Here is a 19,722-nt window from a genome sequence, read left to right on the forward strand (position 1 = left end):
ATGAATTAGAACAAAGATATATGCAGAAAGTAGTTGAAAAACACAAAAAATCTGTATACAATATAAAAAGCAAGTTAATTCATTAACAATAGAGGAGGTCCTTATGTATAAGATTTTAGAACGTAAGCAGTTAGCTGATAAAATCTATTATATGGTAGTAAATGCACCGAGAGTAGCGAAATCCTGTTTGCCGGGACAGTTTGTAATAGTAAAAATGGATGAAGTCGGAGAGCGTATTCCGCTGACAATCTGTGATTATGACAGAGAAGCCGGAACCGTTACGATTGTATTTCAGGTAGTAGGCGCTTCCACAGAACGTATGACAGCTCTGTATGAAGGAGATTTTTTCCAGGATTTCGTTGGACCGCTGGGATGTCCATCCGAACTTGTTGAGGAAGATATAGAAGAACTGAAAAAGAAAAAAATTATGTTTGTGGCAGGTGGTGTTGGAGCAGCACCGGTTTATCCACAGGTAAAATGGATGCATGAGCATGGTATTGATGTAGATGTTGTTGTCGGAGCAAAAAATCATGAGATGCTGATTCTTGAGGATGAGATGAAAGCAGTAGCAGGCAATCTGTATGTATGTACAGATGACGGAAGCTATGGTATTCCGGGAATGGTTACTACAGCGATTGAAGAACTGGCAGAAAAATCCGAACAACCGTATGATGTGTGTGTGGCAATCGGACCGATGATCATGATGAAATTCGTATGTCTGCTTACCAAACAGCTGAATATTCCGACGATTGTTTCCATGAACCCGATCATGGTAGACGGTACCGGTATGTGCGGCGCATGTCGTTTACAGGTAGGGGATGAAATCAAATTTGCATGTGTAGACGGACCGGAGTTTGACGGACATCTGGTTGATTTTGATCAGGCAATGAAACGTCAGCAGATGTACAAGACAGAAGAGGGACGTGCAATCCTGAAACTGCGCGAAGGAGATACACATCATGGTGGATGCGGAAACTGCGGAGGTGACAACTAATGGATATGTTAAAAAAAGTTCCTGTAAGAGAGCAGGATCCAAAGGTAAGAGCAACGAATTTCGAAGAAGTTTGTTATGGATATAATAAAGAAGAAGCAATGATGGAAGCACAGAGATGCTTTGGATGTAAAAATGCAAAATGTATCGAAGGCTGTCCGGTTTCTATTGATATTCCTGCATTTATCGGCAGAGTAAAAGTTGGAGAGATTGAGGAGGCTTACAAAATTCTTTCTCGGTATACATCTCTTCCGGCTACTTGTGGACGTGTATGCCCGCAGGAGAACCAGTGTGAAGGAAAATGTATCCGCGGAATCAAAGGCGAGGCTGTTTCCATCGGTAAGCTGGAGCGTTTTGTAGCAGATGCAGCTGCAAAATTCCATTATCGTCAGCAGGATCCGGCTCCGGCAAACGGACACAAGATCGCAATCGTAGGTTCTGGTCCTGCAGGTCTGGCCTGTGCAGGTGAGCTTGCAAGAATGGGATGTGATGTTACAATTTTTGAAGCATTGCATGAGCCAGGTGGAGTACTTCGTTATGGTATTCCGGAGTTCCGTCTTCCGAAAAAGCGGATTGTTGCAAGAGAGATTGACAATGTAACAGATCTTGGCGTTAAAATTGAGACAAACGTAGTTATCGGTAAAGCAGTAACCGTTGATCAGTTGATCGATGAGGAAGGTTTTGAGGCTGTATTCATCGGCTCCGGAGCAGGTCTTCCAAAATTCATGGGTATCGAGGGAGAAAATGCAAATGGTGTATTCTCCGCAAACGAGTACCTGACAAGAAATAATCTGATGAGCGCATACAGAGAAGATTATGATACACCAATTCACGGCGGCAAGAAAGTAGCAGTAGTTGGTGGCGGTAACGTAGCAATGGATGCAGCAAGAACCGCTCTTCGTCTTGGCGCAGAGGTTCATATCGTATACAGAAGAAGTGAAGCAGAACTTCCGGCCCGTGTGGAAGAAGTTCATCATGCAAAAGAAGAGGGTATTATCTTCGATCTTTTGACAAATCCGGTGAAGATTCATGAGGATGAGAACGGATGGGTATCCGGTCTGGAATGTGTTCGTATGGAGCTTGGTGAGCCGGATGAGTCTGGAAGAAGACGTCCGCAGGTGATTCCGGGTTCCAACTTTGTCCTGGATGTTGATACCGTCATCATGTCTCTGGGAACTTCTCCAAACCCGCTGATTTCTTCAACAACAGAGGGTCTGGAAGTAAATAAATGGAAATGTATCGTAGCTGACGAGCAGAACGGAAAAACAACCAAAGAGGGTGTTTATGCCGGTGGTGATGCAGTTACAGGTGCCGCTACTGTTATTCTTGCAATGGGTGCAGGAAAACATGCAGCACATGCAATTTATGAGTATGTGACAAACAAATAAGTCACATCGATTTCGGGTCGAGCATATGCGAGACCATATCAAAGCAAGTTACACAGGCTGGAAAGATCCGCCTTGTTTGTAGCTATATAATATCCTATCCTAATACAAAAAAAGCTGCGAAAGCAGCTTTTTTTGTATACCATATTTTGCTTTACTCCTCAACAGAAGGATGTTTTTTCATGTAAGTATCCATGATATCTTTTAACTGATCTCGATACTTAAGTTCCGTATGTACTTTGAATGCATCCGGATCAATAGGAAGATTTAAGTCTGTCAGCCGGCGGATACTCCAGATGTAAAGAATATCCAGTGCCGGAATCAGATCCTCGCCCAGCGGTGTGAGAATATATTCGACTTTTAATGGGATTGTGTTATACTGAATCCTTTGTACCAGTCCGTCGTGGGTCAGTTCCTTCAACTGCTGACTTAAAACTTTTTCACTGACACCGAGTGTCTTTTTTGTTTCGTTAAAACGAATTTTTCCATAATGGTGGATATGATGAAGAATCGTCATTTTCCACTTTCCGGAAATACAATTTGTAACAAAATGATAGGGATTGACAGTTTGTTGCATGAAATGTATTTCACCTCCGAAATTTTTCTTTTTGTTAATTTTATTTGGTTTGAAAAAGTAATTTAGTATCAAAAGGGTAACTATAGTGTAACAGTTTCTGAAGAAAAATTCAATGGATTCAGGGAAAAAACATTAAAATATGATATAATGAACGCAAACGAGTCAACATACTTGTATGATTGACGAGTGGTGAATGCCAATCATGAACTGTTTTTGTTCATGATATAATGAGCGCAAGTGAACTGTAACATGAATAAGCGAAGAAGAATAAGTAGAAATGACAAGGAGAAGATGATGAAATCAATAGAAGAACGTGTAGCAGAAATCAAGGATAAACATACGAGAGGATATAACTGTGCGCAGATCGTGCTTTGTTCCTATGCGGAAGAACTGGGAATCGACGAGGAGACGCTGTTTCGTATCTCTGAAGGATTCGGCGCCGGCATGGGCGGCATGATGCAGACCTGCGGTGCAGTGACTGCGATGTTTATGGCACTTGGACTGGCAAACAGTTCGGGAGATCTGCAGGCCTGTGATACAAAGCCGCAGACGATGAAAAAAGTGCGGGAACTGGCAGCTGAATTTGAGAAAAAGAACGGATCCATTGTCTGTCGGGAACTGAAAGGAATTGATACCGGGAAAGTATTGCGCAGCTGTGACGGCTGTATCGAGGATGGTATTCGCATTCTGGGAGAATATTTGTTAGACGATTAGTGGTTGAATAAACGGACGAAAAAAGAGCGGAAAAAGTATCCTGCAGGCTAAGACGCCTTACAGTGATATTTTTTTCGCTCTTTTCCGGTATAAATCAGCTCCATGCCGCATATGCATAAGCAGAAGAGGAGAGGATGACTGCTATGACAAATACGAATATTTATCAGAATATTACTGCCAGAACCGGTGGAGATATCTACCTTGGTGTGGTTGGACCGGTGCGTACCGGCAAGTCGACATTTATCAAACGGTTCATGGATGTGATGGTGCTGCCTCAGATGGAGGATTCTGCGGCAAAAAAGCGGACCGTGGATGAACTGCCTCAGTCGGCTCAGGGGAAAACGATCATGACCACGGAACCGAAGTTTATTCCAAGAGAGGCCGTAAGCCTTCAGCTGGAGGATGATGTGACTGCAAAGGTGAAGCTGATCGATTGTGTCGGATATCTGATCGACGGAGTGAACGGCCACATGGAAGATGGGAATGAGCGGATGGTGAAGACACCCTGGTTTGACCATGAGATTCCTTTTGCAAAGGCTGCACAGATCGGTACGGAAAAGGTGATCCGGGAGCATGCCACCATTGGAATTCTGGTGACCACGGACGGAAGTTTTACAGATATTCCAAGAGAAAATTATGTTCCGGCAGAAGAACGGACGGTTCAGGAGCTGAAAAAAATCGGAAAACCTTTTGTGGTCTTGCTAAACACACCGAAACCCCACAGTAATGCATCCATGCAGATGAGCAGAAAAATGAAGGAAACATATGGTGTCAGTGTCCTTCCGGTAAACTGTGAACAGCTGAAGCAGGAGGATATCTGCCGGATTCTGCAAGAGGCATTGTATGAATTTCCGGTGACAGAGCTTGATTTTTATCTGCCCAAATGGGTGGAGATGCTGCCGATATCCCACAAGATCAAAGCAGCAGCTATTGCAGAAGCACGCAGGATTCTGGAACAGGCGGAACAGATGAAGGACATTGCAGGTGTTGTTTTTGAACCGGAAAAAGAAGAAATCTCGTCAATCCGGCTGGAAGTGACGGATCTGGCGTGCGGTACGGCAAAAATCTGTTTTCAGGTGGATGAGCACTATTATTATGAAAATATCAGTGAACTGGCAGGGGTTCCGATTCACGGAGAGTATGAACTGATCTCATTACTCCGGGAACTGTCGGAAAAAAGAGATGCGTATGCACAGGTGGCGGATGCCATGGAAAGTGTCAAACGTACTGGGTATGGCGTTGTTTCACCGTCCATGGATGAAATTTCTGTGGAAGAACCGGAACTGATCCGGCATGGAAACCAGTATGGTGTCCGGCTGAAGGCATCATCTCCATCCATACATATGATACAGGCAAATATTGAGACAGAGATTGCACCGATCATCGGCAGCGAGGAGCAGGCCAAAGATCTGGTATCGTATATCAAAGAGAATCAGAATACATCGGAAGGGCTCTGGAAGACAAATATTTTCGGAAAATCATTGGGTGAACTGGTGGAAGATGGTATCCGGCGGAAGATTACGATGATGGATGAGGAAAGCCAGCAGAAACTGCAGGATACGATGAAGAAAATCGTGAATGATAACAATGGCGGGCTTGTGTGCATTATTTTGTAACCATAAAAGGGGTAACCGGTAAAATAAAGATTGGCATTTTAGCAAAAAGGAAATTGATATTCTGTAAAGCATATGCGTTTCAGAATGTCAGTTTCCTTTTTGACATATCATAAAAGATATTTGTTTTGTGGGAAAAAAGGAAAGAAAAAGAATAGCACAGAAATGTCCGGGACTTGTTCATTTTTTTGATTTGTGGTATTATAATTTACTATCTATGTGAAAAGTATAACGATTCAACATAAAACGGAGAAAAAGGAGAAGGATGGTATGAGTAAAGAATATGACAAATTATTGAGATGTTACCACAGTGTGAGAGAAAAGATTAGTTTCGAACCGCAGGTAGCCCTGATTCTCGGTTCCGGACTTGGTGATTATGCAGAGCAGGTTCAGGTGGAGGCGGTTCTGGATTATCATGACATTGAAGGATTTCCGGTCTCTACGGTACTTGGGCACAAAGGAAGGTTTGTATTTGGCTATATCCAGAATGTTCCGGTGGTGATCATGCAGGGCAGAGTGCATTTTTACGAAGGTTATGACATGCATGATGTGGTGCTTCCGACAAGATTGATGGGCATGCTTGGAGCCAAAGTATTGTTCCTGACCAATGCTGCCGGAGGAATGCAGAAAGGCATGCACGCTGGAGATTTTATGCTGATCACCGGTCATATTTCCAGTTTTGTACCATCGCCGCTGGTCGGACCGAATATTGAGGAACTTGGAACCCGTTTCCCGGATATGAGTGAGGTTTATAAAAAGGATCTGCAGGAGATTATACGGAATACGGCAAAGAACTGTGGAATTCCGTTAAAAGAAGGTGTGTATGTGCAGACTACCGGACCGAATTATGAGACTCCGGAGGAGATTCGGATGTATCGGAGCCTGGGGGCAGATGCAGTCGGTATGAGTACCGCTTGTGAAGCTATGGCGGCAAATCATATGGGAATGCGTGTCTGCGGTATTTCCTGTATTTCCAATCTGGCGGCCGGTATTTCAGAAAATCCGCTGACACATGCGGAAATCCAGGAGACGGCAGACCGGGTGGCACCGCTGTTCCAGCAGCTGATCACGGCATCCATAGTGAATATTGCAAACCAGTAGAATGACGAATCATAGAAACAAAATGAGAAAGGCAAGAAGATGAACATTCGCTTTTATAATGCAAAAATCCTGACATTAAATGAGCAGGAACGATTTGATATCATCAACGGAGAACTCTGGGTAAAAGGAGATACGATCTGTTATGTGGGCGAGAGCAAAAATCCGGCAGAAATCTGTACAGAACTTCAGATGGAGCAGCCGGCATGGGAACGCGAGATTGATGTAAAAGGCAATCTGCTGATGCCGGGATTTAAGAATGCCCATGCACATACTTATATGACATTTTTACGTTCCTATGCAGATGATCTTCCGTTGCAGGAGTGGTTGTATCAGATGTGTTTCCCAAAAGAGGACAAGCTGGATACGGAAAACATCCGTCCGCTGGAAGTGCTTGGTATCATGGAATATCTGACCAGCGGTATTACTACCAGCTTTGATATGTGTTATTTTCCACCGGTCTATGCCCAGGTGGCAGCTCAGTGTGGATTCCGTGCCGTTCAGGTGTCCGGTGTAAACAGTTTTGGCGGAAGTGCGGCAGTTGTTGAGGAAAATTATCTGAAAGTCAATGAGACCAGCGACCTGACTTCGTTCATGATCGGTTTCCATGCAGAGTATACGACAAAGATGGAACTGATGCAGGAAATCGCTGATCTGGCACACAAATATAAATCACCGGTATTCCTGCACAATTCCGAGACTCAGAATGAGGTGAAGGAGTGTCTGGAGCGTTATGGCAAGACGCCGACGCAGCTGACGGAAGAACTTGGCATGTATGAGTATGGCGGCGGTGGATACCATTGTGTATATTTTGATGATAAAGATTTTGAGATCTTTCAGAAACGTCAGCTGACCGCAGTTACCTGCCCGGCATCCAACCTGAAGCTGGCAAGCGGTATCGCACCGCTGAAACGATTTGTAGAGGAAGGTATTCCGGTGGCGATCGGTACAGACGGACCTGCGAGCAACAACAGCCTGGATATGTTTAAGGAAATGTTTCTGGCAAGTGCACTGGCGAAGGTGCGTGAAATGGATGCAGAGTGTATCAGTGCGGATAAAATCCTGTATATGGCCACGACAGGTGGTGCGCATGCGATGGGGCTGGATAATTGCGACCGTCTGGCAGCCGGTAAAAAAGCGGATCTGATCATGATCGATCTGCAGCAGCCGAATATGCAGCCGGAGAATAATATCGTAAAAAATCTTGTATACAGCGGAAGCAAGCAAAATGTCAAGTTGACCATGGTCAATGGAAAAATCCTGTATGAAGAGCAGAAATTTTCTATTGGATTCGAACCGGCAGACATTTATAAAGAAGCAAATCGGATCATCCGCTCAATGGAAGGGTAAAAGGTATGAAAGTAACATTATATACCGATGGTGCCGCACGGGGAAATCCGGACGGACCCGGAGGATACGGTGCCGTGCTGCAGTTTGTCGATGCGGCGGGCAGGCTGCATGAAAAGGAACTGAGTGCCGGATACCGCAAAACAACAAATAACCGGATGGAGCTGATGGCGGCGATCGTCGGACTGGAGGCGCTGGTAAAACCGTGTCAGGTGGAATTATATTCGGATTCCAAATATCTGACGGATGCGTTCAATCAGCATTGGATCCAGGGATGGCTGAAGCGCGGCTGGAAAAAATCAGATAAATCGCCGGTGAAAAATAAAGATCTGTGGACCAGACTTCTGGCAGCGATGGAACCGCATCAGGTGAACTTTCACTGGGTGAAAGGACATGACGGTCATCCGGAGAATGAACGCTGTGACCGGCTGGCAACCACAGCAGCGGATGGAAGTAATCTGCTGGAGGATGAGATTACAGAATGAAAGAACAAATGAGTAACAGAACTCTGTTTTTGTATTTTACATCATTGACAGGTGCTGTGATTGCCGGGATCGTGTGGTTATATCTGAAAGTGGCAAATGTAGGGATTACGGTCATCTGGGAAATGGTTCCGGTTTATATAGATTCGAAATATTATACGGTTCTCATGTGCCTGGGAGGCGGTGTACTCATCGGATTGTTCCACCGAGTATATGGCCCATATCCGGAGCGGATGGCAGATTCTGTTAAGCGGGTAAAAGACACGGGTACATATCCTTACCGGAAACTTCCGATGATTGTTTCAGCATCATTTTTATCTCTGTTTTTTGGCGGAGCTGTCGGACCAGAATCCGGCCTGGTCAGTCTTTTACTTGGTCTTTGCTGCTGGGCAATGGATCAGTTTGGGCTGGCACGCTGGAAGATGGAGACGCTGATCGCTGGAAATCCATATATCAGGAAGAAAGAATTGTTCCGGGTGATGGCAGCTGGGCTGTTTCTTCCGCCGGATCAGATTGTGTACGACAAAGGGAAAATCAGCTGGAAACGGAAAGAGCAGATTGCATCAGGTATTACGGCCGGACTGACCGGACTGGCAGTATATGAACTGCTGAATTTCTGTTTTGGCAGATGCCTGGCGGTACCTCACCTGCATGGTGGTGTACTGATCCTGCGAGACAAAGTGGCAGTTATTTTGCTGGTGATTGTCGGAATTGCAGCCGGCTATCTGTATCTGATCTTTCAGAAGGCCAGCAGTTGGTTTTTCGGAAAACTGAGAGAAAAAAATCTGGCAGTATTCAATGCCGTGCTTGGTGGACTGGTGTTGGGACTGATCGGTTCTGCATTACCGATGACCATGTTTTCCGGTGGAAATAATATTCAGGCTATGCAGTATGAATATTTGAAATATACACCTTATCTGTTGATCCTGATCGGTGTGGTAAAATTATTCTTGACCAATGTCTGCATTGAATCCGGATGGCGTGGCGGACATTTCTTCCCGATGATTTTCAGTGGATTGAGCATCGGATATGGATTTGCGGCAATTCTGCATATCAATGAGATCGTCAGCGTGGTGCTGGTGACAGGAGCATTGCTTGGCACGGTTTTGCAGCAGCCGTTAGGGGCGCTTGCATTGTCTCTTGTCTTTTTCCCGGTCAAAGATATCGGCTGGATGCTGCTGGCATCCACGGTAGGTGGCTGTGTGCCGGTTCCGGTGGCACTTCGGTCAGATCCGGAGAAAAAAAGCTTTGTGTCTAATATGATACAGATGAAAAAACAGAAAAAATTTCTTCCAAATAAAGGATAGGCAGGGATGCATTGCTTTACAAGGAAGAAATGCTATGCTATTATTGTAAGAGTGTGTAATCGTTGTGTTTTCAGCGATCGCAAGAGTGAATTTGATATTCATAATAACATATAGATGGAGGAACACGAGAGTGAAAAAGTATGGTGTAAATGAATTACGAAGAATGTATCTTGACTTTTTTAAAAGCAAAGATCATCTTGTAATGAAAAGTTTTTCGCTGATCCCGCATAATGACAACAGTTTATTGCTGATCAATGCAGGAATGGCACCGTTAAAACCTTATTTTACAGGAGCAGAGATTCCACCGAAGCGCAGAGTTTCCACATGTCAGAAATGTATCCGTACCGGTGATATTGAGAATGTAGGAAAGACAGCACGTCATCTGACCTTCTTTGAGATGCTGGGAAACTTTTCTTTTGGTGATTATTTCAAACATGAGGCAATTGCCTGGTCCTGGGAGTTCCTGACCAAAGTGCTGGAATTGGATCCGGAGCGTCTGTATCCGTCTATTTACGGTGAGGATGAGGAAGCATTTGAAATCTGGACAAAAGAGGTCGGTGTACCGGCAGAGAGAATTACACGTTTCTATCGTGATGAGAATGGTGAGTGTGATAACTTCTGGGAGCATGGTGCGGGTCCTTGTGGTCCATGTTCTGAGATTTACTATGACCGTGGAGAGAAATACGGCTGTGGCAGCCCGGATTGTAAAGTAGGCTGTGACTGTGACCGTTTTATGGAAGTATGGAACAACGTATTTACACAGTTTAACGGTGATGGAAAAGGAAATTACGAAGAACTGGAAAATAAAAACATTGATACCGGTATGGGATTGGAACGTCTGGCTGTTGTTATGCAGGACGTAGATTCCGTATTTGATATCGATACTATGAAAGCAATCCGTGACAAAGTATGTGAGATGTCTCATAAAACTTACCAGACAGATGCACTGGATGACGTATCCATCCGTCTGATCACAGATCATATCCGTTCCGCTACATTCATGGTATCGGATGGTATCATGCCGACCAATGAGGGCAGAGGCTATGTACTTCGTCGTCTGATCCGTCGTGCGGCAAGACATGGTAAAATGCTTGGTATCGACGGACTGTTCCTTGCGGAACTGAGCAAAACTGTCATCAACGAGAGCAAAGACGGTTATCCGGAACTGGAAGAGAAAAAAGAATTCATTTTCCGTGTACTGACACAGGAAGAGGAAAAATTCAATAAGACAATCGATCAGGGACTTGCAATTCTGGCTGATATGCAGGCAGAGATGGAAAAAGAAGGAAAGAAAGTTCTTTCCGGAGAAGATGCATTCCGTTTGTACGACACATATGGATTTCCGGTAGATCTGACCGAAGAAATTCTGGAAGAAAAAGGATTTACGATTGACCAGGCAGGTTTTGAGGCAGCGATGGAAGAGCAGCGTACCAAAGCACGTAACGCACGAAAAGTAACAAACTATATGGGTGCAGATGCAACGGTTTATGATGCGATCGATCCGTCCGTTACAACTACATTTGTCGGATATGACCGTTTCTGCCATGATTCGGAAGTAACTGTTCTGACCAGCGAGACAGAGATCGTAGAAGCACTGACAGATGGTGAGGCAGGTACTGTTTTTGTGAATGAGACTCCATTCTATGCAACTATGGGTGGACAGACCGCTGATACCGGTTATATCCGCACTGCAGAGGGTGAGTTCCGTGTAGAAGATACGGTAAAAATGCTCGGCGGTAAAGTCGGACATATCGGCCGTGTGACAAAAGGTATGATCAAAGTCGGTGATACGGTTATGCTGGAAGTAGATGCAAAGAGACGTTCTCTGATCGCAAAGAACCACAGTGCAACACATTTACTGCAGAAAGCATTGCGTAACGTACTTGGTTCTCATGTAGAGCAGAAAGGTTCTGATGTAAATCCGGACCGTCTACGTTTTGACTTCTCCCATTTTTCTGCTATGACAGAGGAAGAGTTAAAACAGGTTGAGACTATCGTAAATGAAAAGATCGCAGAGGCACTTCCGGTAGAGACAAGTATCATGAGTCTGGAAGAAGCAAAGAAAACAGGTGCGATGGCACTGTTTGGTGAAAAATACGGTGATTCCGTCCGTGTGGTAAAAATGGGTGATTTCTCCACAGAGCTCTGTGGCGGTACTCATGTTGCAAATACCAGCGAGATTTCCGCATTTAAGATCGTATCTGAGTCCGGTATCGCAGCAGGCGTAAGACGTATTGAGGCTCTGACTTCCGATGCATTATATGCTTACTATGATAAATTAGAGGAGATCATCAACGAGGCAGCAGCATTATTGAAAACAAATGCAGCAGGTCTGACAGAAAAAATCACACATCTGCAGGCAGAAGTAAAAGAACTCCACAGCGAGAACGAATCCTTAAAGAGCAAAGCTGCACAGGATGCACTTGGCGATGTCATGGATCGTGTAGAAGAAGTCAACGGAGTAAAACTTCTGGCAACCGCTCTGGAAGATGTAGATATGAACGGACTGCGTGACCTGGGTGATCAGCTGAAAGAGAAACTCGGCGAGGGTGTTGTTGTACTGGCATCTGCAAACGAAGGCAAAGTAAGTCTGATCGCTATGGCAACAGAAGGAGCTATGAAGCAGGGTGCACATGCAGGTAACCTGATCAAAGCAATCGCAGCAAAAGTTGGCGGTGGCGGCGGCGGACGTCCGAATATGGCTCAGGCCGGCGGTAAGAACCCGGCAGGAATCCCGGATGCGATCGCAGCAGCGAAAGAAGCACTGGCGGGACAGATCAAATAATAATAAGAATTGCGGGAGTACGAAGTACGGAACAATTCGTATGGCATCTGTTGACCCAGACATCATAAAAAAATATGCAAAAAGTTTGAAAAAACTATTGACATATCTACAAAAAATGATTATAATTGTCAAGCAGTGCAGTAAGAATATTACCCAATCAGTTGAATATGCACAATACGCAACTGGAGGGAGGTTAGGTGTGAGACTATGTCAAATGTAATCGTAAAAGAGAACGAGACTTTAGATAGCGCTTTACGCAGATTTAAGAGAAACTGTGCGAAAGCTGGTATCCAGCAGGAGATTCGTAAGAGAGAGCATTACGAGAAACCAAGCGTAAAACGTAAAAAGAAATCTGAAGCAGCTAGAAAACGTAAATACAACTAGTTCGAAGTTAATTGAAAGGACACTTCTGTGGAAGTGTCCTTTTGTCGTGTTTTTAGAATGTCGAGGGCATTCTTGTATTGAATGCTTATGTCCGATTTACAAACTCTGGGAAAAATATCATCGCAGGGAATCTTAAACTGCGGGATACTTTTCCCGGAGTTTTTTGCTTTGTGCGTGCAGACAAAAGTTCTAACAAAATAGCAATGGCATATATTAGACTATGGCAGTGAAACAGGCTGCTGAATGGAGTGATAAAGTGGAACAGATTTTGAAATTGTTTCCGGTGCATATCAGAAAAGTCATGGAACAGGCAGAGGTATTTCAACGATTGTCACAGAAACTGGAGGAAATCCGGGTGCGTGTAAATCAGCCATTGGAACTGGTTACCGCTGATGGGGCATACTTCCTGAACAATGGCGCACTGGTCAGGCAGACGGACAGGCAATGTCTGTCCGTATCGGAAGAAGATTTAAGGCAGATGAGTACCCTGATGTCTCGGTATTCGCTCTATGCCTATGAGGAAGAGATCCGGCAGGGATTTCTGACAGTGGAAGGAGGACATCGGATCGGTGTGTGTGGACAGGTCATGCAGCTGAATGGCAGGATAAACAGAATCTATCCGATCCTGTATCTGAACATTCGTATTGCCAGAGAGCGAAAGGCGTGTGGAGCATTGCTTTATAAGCAGTTGTGGCGGGAACAGGAACCGGAAAATACACTGTTACTGTCCGCACCCGGAAATGGAAAAACCACCTTGCTTCGTGATCTGATCCGGCTGTTTTCCAATGGAGACGAAGCGCATCCGGGAAAAAGAATCGGGCTGGTGGATGAACGGTCAGAGATTGCCGGTTGCCTTCATGGAATTCCACAAAATGATCTGGGCATCCGGACAGATGTGCTGGATGGGTGCCCGAAAGTGGAAGGGATGATGCTGTTAATACGCAGTATGGCGCCTGAAATCCTTGCAGTGGATGAGATTGGCGGCAGAGAAGATTTTGCAGCAATGGAATATGCCATGCGCTGTGGTTGTCATCTGCTGGCAACGGTACATGCAGGAAGCCTGGAAGAACTGTTTCAAAAGCCAGGGTGGGACAAGTGCGGACAGGTGAAGTTATTCAGAAACTATGTAGTCATTTCAAAAGAGAACGGAGAACGCAGGTATACCGTATATGATGAACGCGGGATAAGCATTCCTCCTGCTTCAAGTGCGTAGAGTACTAAGCGGTAGGTAAGGGGATGCTTATGTCAGTGGGAGTTAAATGCATCCAATGACAGGTCGCAAAGCGACTGTGAATGTCCACTTTACTCAGATGTCAGAGCTTACTGGAATTCAATGCGATGTTAAAAAGAAACAGGAGAACAGGGATAGGATGTTGAAAGCAGCGGGGAGTATGTGTGTGCTGGCGGCGTGTATCGGCTTTGTGCGGGAACTGCTCCGGACAGGCAGTTTACATAAGGAGTATCTGGAGGCATTGATTGAACTGACAGAACTGCTGTCAGCAGAAATCCGCTATGAACGGCTGCCGATACAGGAAGCTTTGCAGCAGATTCAGAAAAAAATAAGGCCGGAAATAGCTTTTGTGTTACGGCAGATGATAGAACAGATGAAAGATGGTACAGGAACGTCATTTTCGGAAATCTGGGAGCAGGCATTCCGGAAAGGAGGAAAGGAACTGTTTTTGACCGGAGAGGAGCTGGAAGAGGTATGTCGTATAGGAAAACATCTTGGATTTCTGGACCAGAGACAGCAGGAGGAGCATTTGCAGGGATGTCGGGAACGGCTGCAGCGTCTGCTGAGATTAAGGCAGAAGGAACTGGAGGAAAAGAAACATATGTACCGCTGTCTGGGGGTGGCAGCCGGGATTTTTGTGATTCTGATTCTGGTTTAGTCATTTACGGGGAGGATAGCGATGGATGTCAATTTATTGTTTAAAATAGCAGCGGTGGGGATACTGGTGACTGTGATCGGACAGGTTTTGAAACACAGCGGAAGGGAGGAGCATGCATTTTTGGTCAGTCTTGCAGGTCTGATCATAGTATTGTTCTGGATCGTGCCTTATATATACGATTTGTTTGACAAAATAAAACATCTGTTTTCCTTATGAAAAACCGAAAACAGACAACAAATAGAGGTGGAAGATCATGGGAATCATTCAGATCGCAATGATTGGAATCGGCGCGGTGGCATTGGCATTGATGGTAAAACAGCAGAAAAGTGAATATGCACTGTATCTGAGTCTGTCCGCAGTGGTTCTGATCCTTGTCTTTAGCATGAACCGTTTACAGGTTGTGATGGAGACCATCCGGAAAATAGAACAGTATACCGGAATAGATGTTGCTATGCTGAAAATTCTGGTGAAACTGATGGGCATTACCTATGTGGCAGAGTTTGCGTCCGGAATCTGCAAGGATGCGGGATTTTCAGCAATTGGAAGCCAGATCGAGATGTTTGCAAAGTTTTCAATCATGGCGGTCAGTGTACCGGTGCTTCTGACATTGCTGGAAACAATCGAAGGACTGCTGAGTACCTGGAAGTAAATCGGATGCAGCCTCCGGCGGGGCGCACATTGGCCGGTGGACAATGGTTTTGCACCGACCGAAACAGAATGTAGACTTGCAGAGATGCTGGGATTTGCGTGAGACAGGAGGGACAGGCATTGTATGCGAAGGAAAGCACGGCACAGCGTATATGGAATCACAAAAACAGATACAGATGGTGCATGATATTTTTGCTTTTGAGCGTGTTCGTTGTGTGGTTTGGTGTTCCAAAACAGGTACGGGCGGCCCAGAATATTGCGCAGACAGAGGCCAGTCAGCAGGAAGAACTGCTGTCGGATCTGCCTTTGTCAGACATTCAGAAGGTGTTGGAGCAGAATACAGATACACAGGATCTGACCTTTCGGGAACTGGTCAGGCAGCTGATGCAGGACGGAGAGTATACGGATAAGCGGACGCTGGTGCGGCAGGTTTTTGATCGTGCATTTGGGGATGTAGCCGAAGGAAAACAGCTGTTTGTACAAATACTGCTTCTGACGGCGGCCTGTTCGTTTTTGCAGAATTTTATCCATGTGTTTGAGAACAGCCAGATTTCAAAAACAGGGTTTTATCTATATTTTTTACTGCTGATGGGGTTGTTGCTCCGGTCCTATCTGCTCATTCATGGAATTCTGGAAGATGTACTGGGACAGGTGATTGATTTTATGGAAGCATTGTTGCCCGCATTTTGCATGACGATGGTATTTTGCAGTCAGAAGGTAACTGCGGTAGGATTTTATCAGCTGTCTCTGATCGTGATTTATCTGATTGACCGGGTACTTCTGTATATTGTAATACCGGCGATCCATGTCTATGTGGTGCTTCAGATGTTGAACTGTATGACGGAGGAAAAACTGATTTCCAGAATGACAGTCCTGCTGAAACGGGGACTTATCTGGGTAATGCGTCTGCTGCTGGCAGGGGTGACGGGAATGAATGTGATCGAACGGATGATTGCCCCTTCTGTGGATAATCTGAAAAAAATGTCGGTGACACAGACCATCAGCATGCTGCCGGGACTTGGAAATACAGCACAGGCGGTGGGAAATATTTTCTTTGGATCGGCGGTGGTGATCCGAAACGGAATAGGAACGGCTGCAATGATCGTGCTTGTGTGCCTGGCGCTAGGGCCATTACTGAAAATGCTGGTGTTTTCTGTTTTCTATAAAGTGGCAGGGGCACTTTCGGAGCCGTTTTCCGATAAACGGATCTGTGGCTGTATTGATTGTGTGGGGGATGGGGCATTACTTTTGTTTCGTGCGCTTGGAACCGGAATTTTATTATGTATGATAACGATAGCGGTGGTGGTGACGGCGATCATATGACAGAGATGCTGGAATGGGTAAAACGAATGATATTTCTTGGGATATTTCTGACGCTTTTGCTGCAGGTATTGCCGGCGAATGCTTATCGGAAATATGTGCGTTTTTTTGCAGGGATGGTGTTTGTAGTGACAATTTTAAATCCATTATTTTCCGTGTTGGGACAGAAAAATGTAGAACAGAGGATGGAGCGGGAATTTGTCCGGGAAGATATCCTGCAGAGCAGGCAGCTTGATTTTTCGAATATGGAACGGCAGCAGAAAACATATTATGAGCGACAGGTAAAGGAAGTGGTGGAGCAGATGGTAACAGAACTGGGAAATTCCTGCGGTGTGCCGGTGCAGAAAGTGGAAGTGACGTTGACGCAAGATACCGGTGCCGTTGCACAGGTGACCGTGTGGACGGCGGTTTCCGGGAAAACGATGCAGCAGGAGATGCGCAGGCAGACGGCAGAAGCCTGTGGAATCGGAGAACAGCAGGTGGAGGTGTATGGCAGCTGATGGATTGGAATGGTTTTCTGCGGGAGAAAAAGTGGAAATATGTGAAAAAGGATCAGTGGCTCATTTTGTTTCTGGCGGGTGTTCTGCTTCTGATCATTGCGATGCCTGCCGGCAGGAAAAACAGTACAACGACGAATGTGGAGAAGAATACACAGAATAGTGAGAGTACAGTAACGGCGCAGGGCGTTTCAGATTATGAAACATATGGGGCGGCACTGGAACAGCGCCTGGAGACAATATTACAGAGGATGCGAGGGGTTGGTGATGTGCAGGTGATGATCACGTTCCGGGATCAGGGAGAATCCATAGTGGAAAAAGATGTGACGATGCGGGAGGATACGCAGGAGGGAGAGCAGAAGGAAGGGGAAACGGATCCGGTCAATGGCGGATCCGGCAGCTGTGAGAACAGTGAAACGACGGTTTATGCCCGGTCTGACGGAGATGAAACCCCATTTGTAAACCGTGCGATCCTGCCCAAAATTGATGGTGTTCTGATCGTGGCGGAAGGCGGAGATGATTCCGAAGTGAGAAAAAATATTTCTGAGTCGGTGGAGGCATTATTCGGACTGGATGCACATAAAATAAAGATAGTTAAAATGAAAACGAAAGGAGATTCCAATTGAAGAAGATATTTCGCAAAAATCAGATTATTATTACCGCACTGGCTTTGATGATCGCTGTGGCAGGTTATATCAGTTACACAAGGGCAAATGTAGCAGAAAATGACGCAATCCAGACAGCAGGAGAAACCAATGATATTTCAGATGGCGAGCAGATTGGAGAAATATTTACGGATACGGAGGACAATACCCAGGCTGCCAGTGCAGCGGATGCGCAGGCAGAGGAACGCTCCGGGCAGGATACAGAAAACTCAGGGGCCGGATCTGAGACCCAGACAGAGGCCGATGGGGGAAATGCAGAGGAAATACAGAATCCGGGAGAAACGGTGCAGACGTCAGCCCAGGCACAGAGTCTGGCGTTTGCATCGGAGGTGAAATTAAACCGGGAGCAGGTGCGCTCTAAGAATAAGGAGACACTGATGGAAATCATCAATAATACATCCATTGCGGAGGCACAGAAACAGGATGCCATTGATTCTATGATCCAGATGACAGATGTTGCGGAAAAAGAAAATGCGGCAGAGATTTTGCTGGAAGCAAAAGGATTTTCCGATGTCGTGGTAAGTATTACGGACAATGAGGCAGACGTTGTACTCAATATGGGCGATGTCACCGATGCAAAGCGGGCACAGGTGGAGGATATCGTGAAGCGTAAAACCGGAATTTCTGCGGAAAATATCGTGATCACACCCTTGAGCCAGTAACTAATAGTTCTGTAAAAAAGCGTTAAATGAGATTATTTGATGAACATAAAAAAGGGGAGTGTGTTATACTGTAAGCAGAAATGCGGATTGCGAATGTCCGCTTTACAATCTGCGGAAGCCAAATGCTTTTTCAGGAAAAATAAAACGAAGACAAGGGGGAACAGCAGATGAAACGTATATTTTTGATCGTTCTGGACAGTTTTGGAATCGGTGAGATGCCGGATGCAGCAAATTATGGGGATGAGGGCAGCAATACCCTTGGAACCGTGGCAAAAAGCCCGGAGTTTTCCATGCCGAATATGGCAAAGCTTGGATTATTTAATATTGACGGGGTGACGGCGAAAACGCCGTGTGCGAAGCCGGAAGGCATCGTTGCACGTATGACGGAGCAGTCTGCCGGAAAGGATACGACTACCGGACACTGGGAGATCGCAGGACTGATCTCAAAGAAACCGATGCCCACCTTTCCAAATGGTTTTCCGCAGGAATTTCTGGAGGCATTTTCAAAGGCTGTAGGCCGTAAGGTATTGTGTAACCGGCCGTATTCCGGCACGCAGGTCATTCAGGACTACGGTGACGAGCATATGCAAAGTGGTGCATTGATCGTTTATACGTCTGCGGATTCGGTATTTCAGATTGCAGCACATGAGGATGTGGTTCCGGTGGAAGAACTGTATCGGGATTGCGAGATTGCCCGGAGGATGCTGCAGGGGGATCTGGGGGTTGGCAGAGTCATTGCGCGGCCGTTTGTTGGTACATCCGGTCACTATACACGGACATCCAGACGCCATGATTTTTCCCTGGAGCCGCCACAGGATACGATGCTGGATGTGTTGAAAGAAGCGGAATATGATGTGATCGGTGTCGGTAAGATCAACGATATTTTTGCAGGAAAGGGTATTACAGAATTTGTCCGGACACAGGACAATGCGGATGGTATTGAGAAGACATTGGAGTATATGGAGCGTGAATTCAACGGACTGTGCTTTGTAAATCTGGTAGATTTTGATATGTTGTATGGACACAGAAATGATGTGGCGGGATATGCAAAGGCACTGACTTATTTTGACCGGCAGCTGCCACGGATCCTGTCTGCCATGGAGCCTGAAGATGTTCTGATGATCACAGCAGACCACGGCTGTGATCCGGGCACTCCGTCCACGGATCATTCCAGGGAATATACGCCGTTTGTGATGTATGGAAAAAATCTGGCACAGGGTAAAAATCTTGGAACCAGAGACAGCTTTTCGGATATCGGAGCAACGGTCCTGGATTACTTTGGACGGTCCGGCGGGATTGCAGGAAAAAGTATGCTGTAAGAGCCAGGTACAGAGGCAGACAGATCGTTTGGGCTGTTT

Annotated in this window: 20 protein-coding genes; 19 read left to right on the plus strand and 1 reads right to left on the minus strand. The window is 45.7% G+C overall.

What is annotated here, in order from left to right:
• Positions 1 to 103: 103 nt before the first annotated feature.
• Together ACIRUQ_RS03640 and gltA are read left to right on the plus strand one after the other, a co-directional pair.
• The gene (locus ACIRUQ_RS03640; protein WP_021737910.1) at positions 104 to 994 is read left to right on the plus strand and encodes a sulfide/dihydroorotate dehydrogenase-like FAD/NAD-binding protein; all 891 of its coding nucleotides are present in this window, start codon (positions 104 to 106) and stop codon (positions 992 to 994) included.
• Positions 994 to 2,379, plus strand: coding sequence for an NADPH-dependent glutamate synthase (gene gltA, locus ACIRUQ_RS03645; protein ID WP_055289738.1), 1,386 nt, complete (start codon positions 994 to 996; stop codon positions 2,377 to 2,379). Before ACIRUQ_RS03640 ends, gltA begins: the two co-directional genes overlap by 1 nt.
• A gap of 151 nt (positions 2,380 to 2,530) precedes the next feature.
• On the opposite strand, the gene ACIRUQ_RS03650 is transcribed toward gltA, so the two are convergent.
• Positions 2,531 to 2,893, minus strand: coding sequence for a winged helix-turn-helix transcriptional regulator (locus ACIRUQ_RS03650; protein WP_252261338.1), 363 nt, complete (start codon positions 2,891 to 2,893; stop codon positions 2,531 to 2,533).
• A 351-nt stretch (positions 2,894 to 3,244) separates the two neighbouring features.
• Here ACIRUQ_RS03650 and ACIRUQ_RS03655 point away from each other — a divergent pair, with 351 nt between their 5' ends.
• From ACIRUQ_RS03655 to ACIRUQ_RS03735, 17 genes are all read left to right on the plus strand, one after another.
• On the plus strand, positions 3,245 to 3,667 hold the full coding sequence (locus ACIRUQ_RS03655; RefSeq protein WP_021737907.1) for a C-GCAxxG-C-C family protein: 423 nt from the start codon (positions 3,245 to 3,247) through the stop codon (positions 3,665 to 3,667).
• Between the two features lie 143 nt (positions 3,668 to 3,810).
• Entirely contained in the window at positions 3,811 to 5,283 is a 1,473-nt protein-coding gene (gene spoIVA, locus ACIRUQ_RS03660; RefSeq protein WP_022035823.1) for a stage IV sporulation protein A, read from the plus strand.
• 267 nt (positions 5,284 to 5,550) lie between these two features.
• Entirely contained in the window at positions 5,551 to 6,381 is an 831-nt protein-coding gene (locus ACIRUQ_RS03665) for a purine-nucleoside phosphorylase (protein ID WP_022035822.1), read from the plus strand.
• Positions 6,382 to 6,420: 39 nt separating this feature from the next.
• A complete protein-coding gene (locus ACIRUQ_RS03670; RefSeq protein WP_022035821.1) occupies positions 6,421 to 7,728 on the plus strand; it encodes an amidohydrolase in 1,308 nt (435 codons plus the stop codon).
• Between the two features lie 5 nt (positions 7,729 to 7,733).
• The gene (rnhA, locus tag ACIRUQ_RS03675) at positions 7,734 to 8,210 is read left to right on the plus strand and encodes a ribonuclease HI (RefSeq protein WP_021737902.1); all 477 of its coding nucleotides are present in this window, start codon (positions 7,734 to 7,736) and stop codon (positions 8,208 to 8,210) included.
• 8 nt (positions 8,211 to 8,218) lie between these two features.
• On the plus strand, positions 8,219 to 9,514 hold the full coding sequence (locus tag ACIRUQ_RS03680) for a chloride channel protein (protein WP_207642769.1): 1,296 nt from the start codon (positions 8,219 to 8,221) through the stop codon (positions 9,512 to 9,514).
• A 163-nt stretch (positions 9,515 to 9,677) separates the two neighbouring features.
• Entirely contained in the window at positions 9,678 to 12,299 is a 2,622-nt protein-coding gene (alaS, locus tag ACIRUQ_RS03685) for an alanine--tRNA ligase (RefSeq protein ID WP_055289774.1), read from the plus strand.
• A gap of 207 nt (positions 12,300 to 12,506) precedes the next feature.
• Entirely contained in the window at positions 12,507 to 12,683 is a 177-nt protein-coding gene (gene rpsU / locus ACIRUQ_RS03690) for a 30S ribosomal protein S21 (RefSeq protein WP_021737899.1), read from the plus strand.
• Positions 12,684 to 12,903: 220 nt separating this feature from the next.
• On the plus strand, positions 12,904 to 13,896 hold the full coding sequence (gene spoIIIAA / locus ACIRUQ_RS03695; protein WP_022035818.1) for a stage III sporulation protein AA: 993 nt from the start codon (positions 12,904 to 12,906) through the stop codon (positions 13,894 to 13,896).
• Positions 13,897 to 14,053: 157 nt separating this feature from the next.
• Positions 14,054 to 14,572, plus strand: a complete 519-nt coding sequence (locus tag ACIRUQ_RS03700) for a stage III sporulation protein AB (protein ID WP_055289744.1) — start codon at positions 14,054 to 14,056, stop codon at positions 14,570 to 14,572.
• Between the two features lie 21 nt (positions 14,573 to 14,593).
• Positions 14,594 to 14,788 carry a stage III sporulation protein AC gene (gene spoIIIAC / locus ACIRUQ_RS03705; protein ID WP_021737896.1) on the plus strand — a complete coding sequence of 65 codons (195 nt, stop codon included), beginning with the start codon at positions 14,594 to 14,596 and terminating at the stop codon, positions 14,786 to 14,788.
• 37 nt (positions 14,789 to 14,825) lie between these two features.
• Positions 14,826 to 15,221 (plus strand): SpoIIIAC/SpoIIIAD family protein, encoded by a 396-nt coding sequence (locus ACIRUQ_RS03710; RefSeq protein ID WP_021737895.1) that lies wholly within the window; start codon positions 14,826 to 14,828, stop codon positions 15,219 to 15,221.
• Positions 15,222 to 15,340: 119 nt separating this feature from the next.
• On the plus strand, positions 15,341 to 16,543 hold the full coding sequence (locus tag ACIRUQ_RS03715; RefSeq protein ID WP_055289747.1) for a stage III sporulation protein AE: 1,203 nt from the start codon (positions 15,341 to 15,343) through the stop codon (positions 16,541 to 16,543).
• Positions 16,501 to 17,040 carry a stage III sporulation protein AF gene (locus ACIRUQ_RS03720; protein ID WP_082432718.1) on the plus strand — a complete coding sequence of 180 codons (540 nt, stop codon included), beginning with the start codon at positions 16,501 to 16,503 and terminating at the stop codon, positions 17,038 to 17,040. The genes ACIRUQ_RS03715 and ACIRUQ_RS03720 overlap by 43 nt, the downstream gene beginning before the upstream one ends.
• Complete coding sequence (locus ACIRUQ_RS03725) at positions 16,938 to 17,663, plus strand: stage III sporulation protein AG (RefSeq protein WP_156330955.1); 726 nt, start codon at positions 16,938 to 16,940, stop codon at positions 17,661 to 17,663. The genes ACIRUQ_RS03720 and ACIRUQ_RS03725 overlap by 103 nt, the downstream gene beginning before the upstream one ends.
• Positions 17,660 to 18,364, plus strand: a complete 705-nt coding sequence (locus ACIRUQ_RS03730) for a SpoIIIAH-like family protein (RefSeq protein ID WP_055289753.1) — start codon at positions 17,660 to 17,662, stop codon at positions 18,362 to 18,364. The genes ACIRUQ_RS03725 and ACIRUQ_RS03730 overlap by 4 nt, the downstream gene beginning before the upstream one ends.
• 167 nt (positions 18,365 to 18,531) lie before the next feature.
• Positions 18,532 to 19,683 (plus strand): phosphopentomutase, encoded by a 1,152-nt coding sequence (locus tag ACIRUQ_RS03735; RefSeq protein WP_055289755.1) that lies wholly within the window; start codon positions 18,532 to 18,534, stop codon positions 19,681 to 19,683.
• Positions 19,684 to 19,722: the final 39 nt, after the last annotated feature.

The sequence above is a fragment of the Eubacterium ramulus genome (assembly GCF_045002895.1).
GTDB lineage: Bacteria > Bacillota > Clostridia > Lachnospirales > Lachnospiraceae > Eubacterium_I > Eubacterium_I ramulus.

Excerpts from the sequence above, each read along its gene's own strand:
- spoIIIAC (WP_021737896.1), top strand. The coding sequence starts at position 14,594 with ATGGATGTCAATTTATTGTTTAAAATAGCAGCGGTGGGGATACTGGTG.
- spoIIIAA (WP_022035818.1), top strand. The coding sequence starts at position 12,904 with ATGGCAGTGAAACAGGCTGCTGAATGGAGTGATAAAGTGGAACAGATT.
- ACIRUQ_RS03680 (WP_207642769.1), top strand. The coding sequence starts at position 8,219 with ATGAGTAACAGAACTCTGTTTTTGTATTTTACATCATTGACAGGTGCT.
- spoIVA (WP_022035823.1), top strand. The coding sequence starts at position 3,811 with ATGACAAATACGAATATTTATCAGAATATTACTGCCAGAACCGGTGGA.
- ACIRUQ_RS03670 (WP_022035821.1), top strand. The coding sequence starts at position 6,421 with ATGAACATTCGCTTTTATAATGCAAAAATCCTGACATTAAATGAGCAG.
- rnhA (WP_021737902.1), top strand. The coding sequence starts at position 7,734 with ATGAAAGTAACATTATATACCGATGGTGCCGCACGGGGAAATCCGGAC.
- ACIRUQ_RS03655 (WP_021737907.1), top strand. The coding sequence starts at position 3,245 with ATGATGAAATCAATAGAAGAACGTGTAGCAGAAATCAAGGATAAACAT.
- ACIRUQ_RS03720 (WP_082432718.1), top strand. The coding sequence starts at position 16,501 with ATGTATGATAACGATAGCGGTGGTGGTGACGGCGATCATATGACAGAG.
- ACIRUQ_RS03640 (WP_021737910.1), top strand. The coding sequence starts at position 104 with ATGTATAAGATTTTAGAACGTAAGCAGTTAGCTGATAAAATCTATTAT.
- alaS (WP_055289774.1), top strand. The coding sequence starts at position 9,678 with ATGTATCTTGACTTTTTTAAAAGCAAAGATCATCTTGTAATGAAAAGT.
- ACIRUQ_RS03650 (WP_252261338.1), bottom strand. The coding sequence starts at position 2,893 with ATGACGATTCTTCATCATATCCACCATTATGGAAAAATTCGTTTTAAC.
- ACIRUQ_RS03710 (WP_021737895.1), top strand. The coding sequence starts at position 14,826 with ATGGGAATCATTCAGATCGCAATGATTGGAATCGGCGCGGTGGCATTG.
- ACIRUQ_RS03700 (WP_055289744.1), top strand. The coding sequence starts at position 14,054 with ATGTTGAAAGCAGCGGGGAGTATGTGTGTGCTGGCGGCGTGTATCGGC.
- gltA (WP_055289738.1), top strand. The coding sequence starts at position 994 with ATGGATATGTTAAAAAAAGTTCCTGTAAGAGAGCAGGATCCAAAGGTA.
- ACIRUQ_RS03735 (WP_055289755.1), top strand. The coding sequence starts at position 18,532 with ATGAAACGTATATTTTTGATCGTTCTGGACAGTTTTGGAATCGGTGAG.
- ACIRUQ_RS03665 (WP_022035822.1), top strand. The coding sequence starts at position 5,551 with ATGAGTAAAGAATATGACAAATTATTGAGATGTTACCACAGTGTGAGA.
- rpsU (WP_021737899.1), top strand. The coding sequence starts at position 12,507 with ATGTCAAATGTAATCGTAAAAGAGAACGAGACTTTAGATAGCGCTTTA.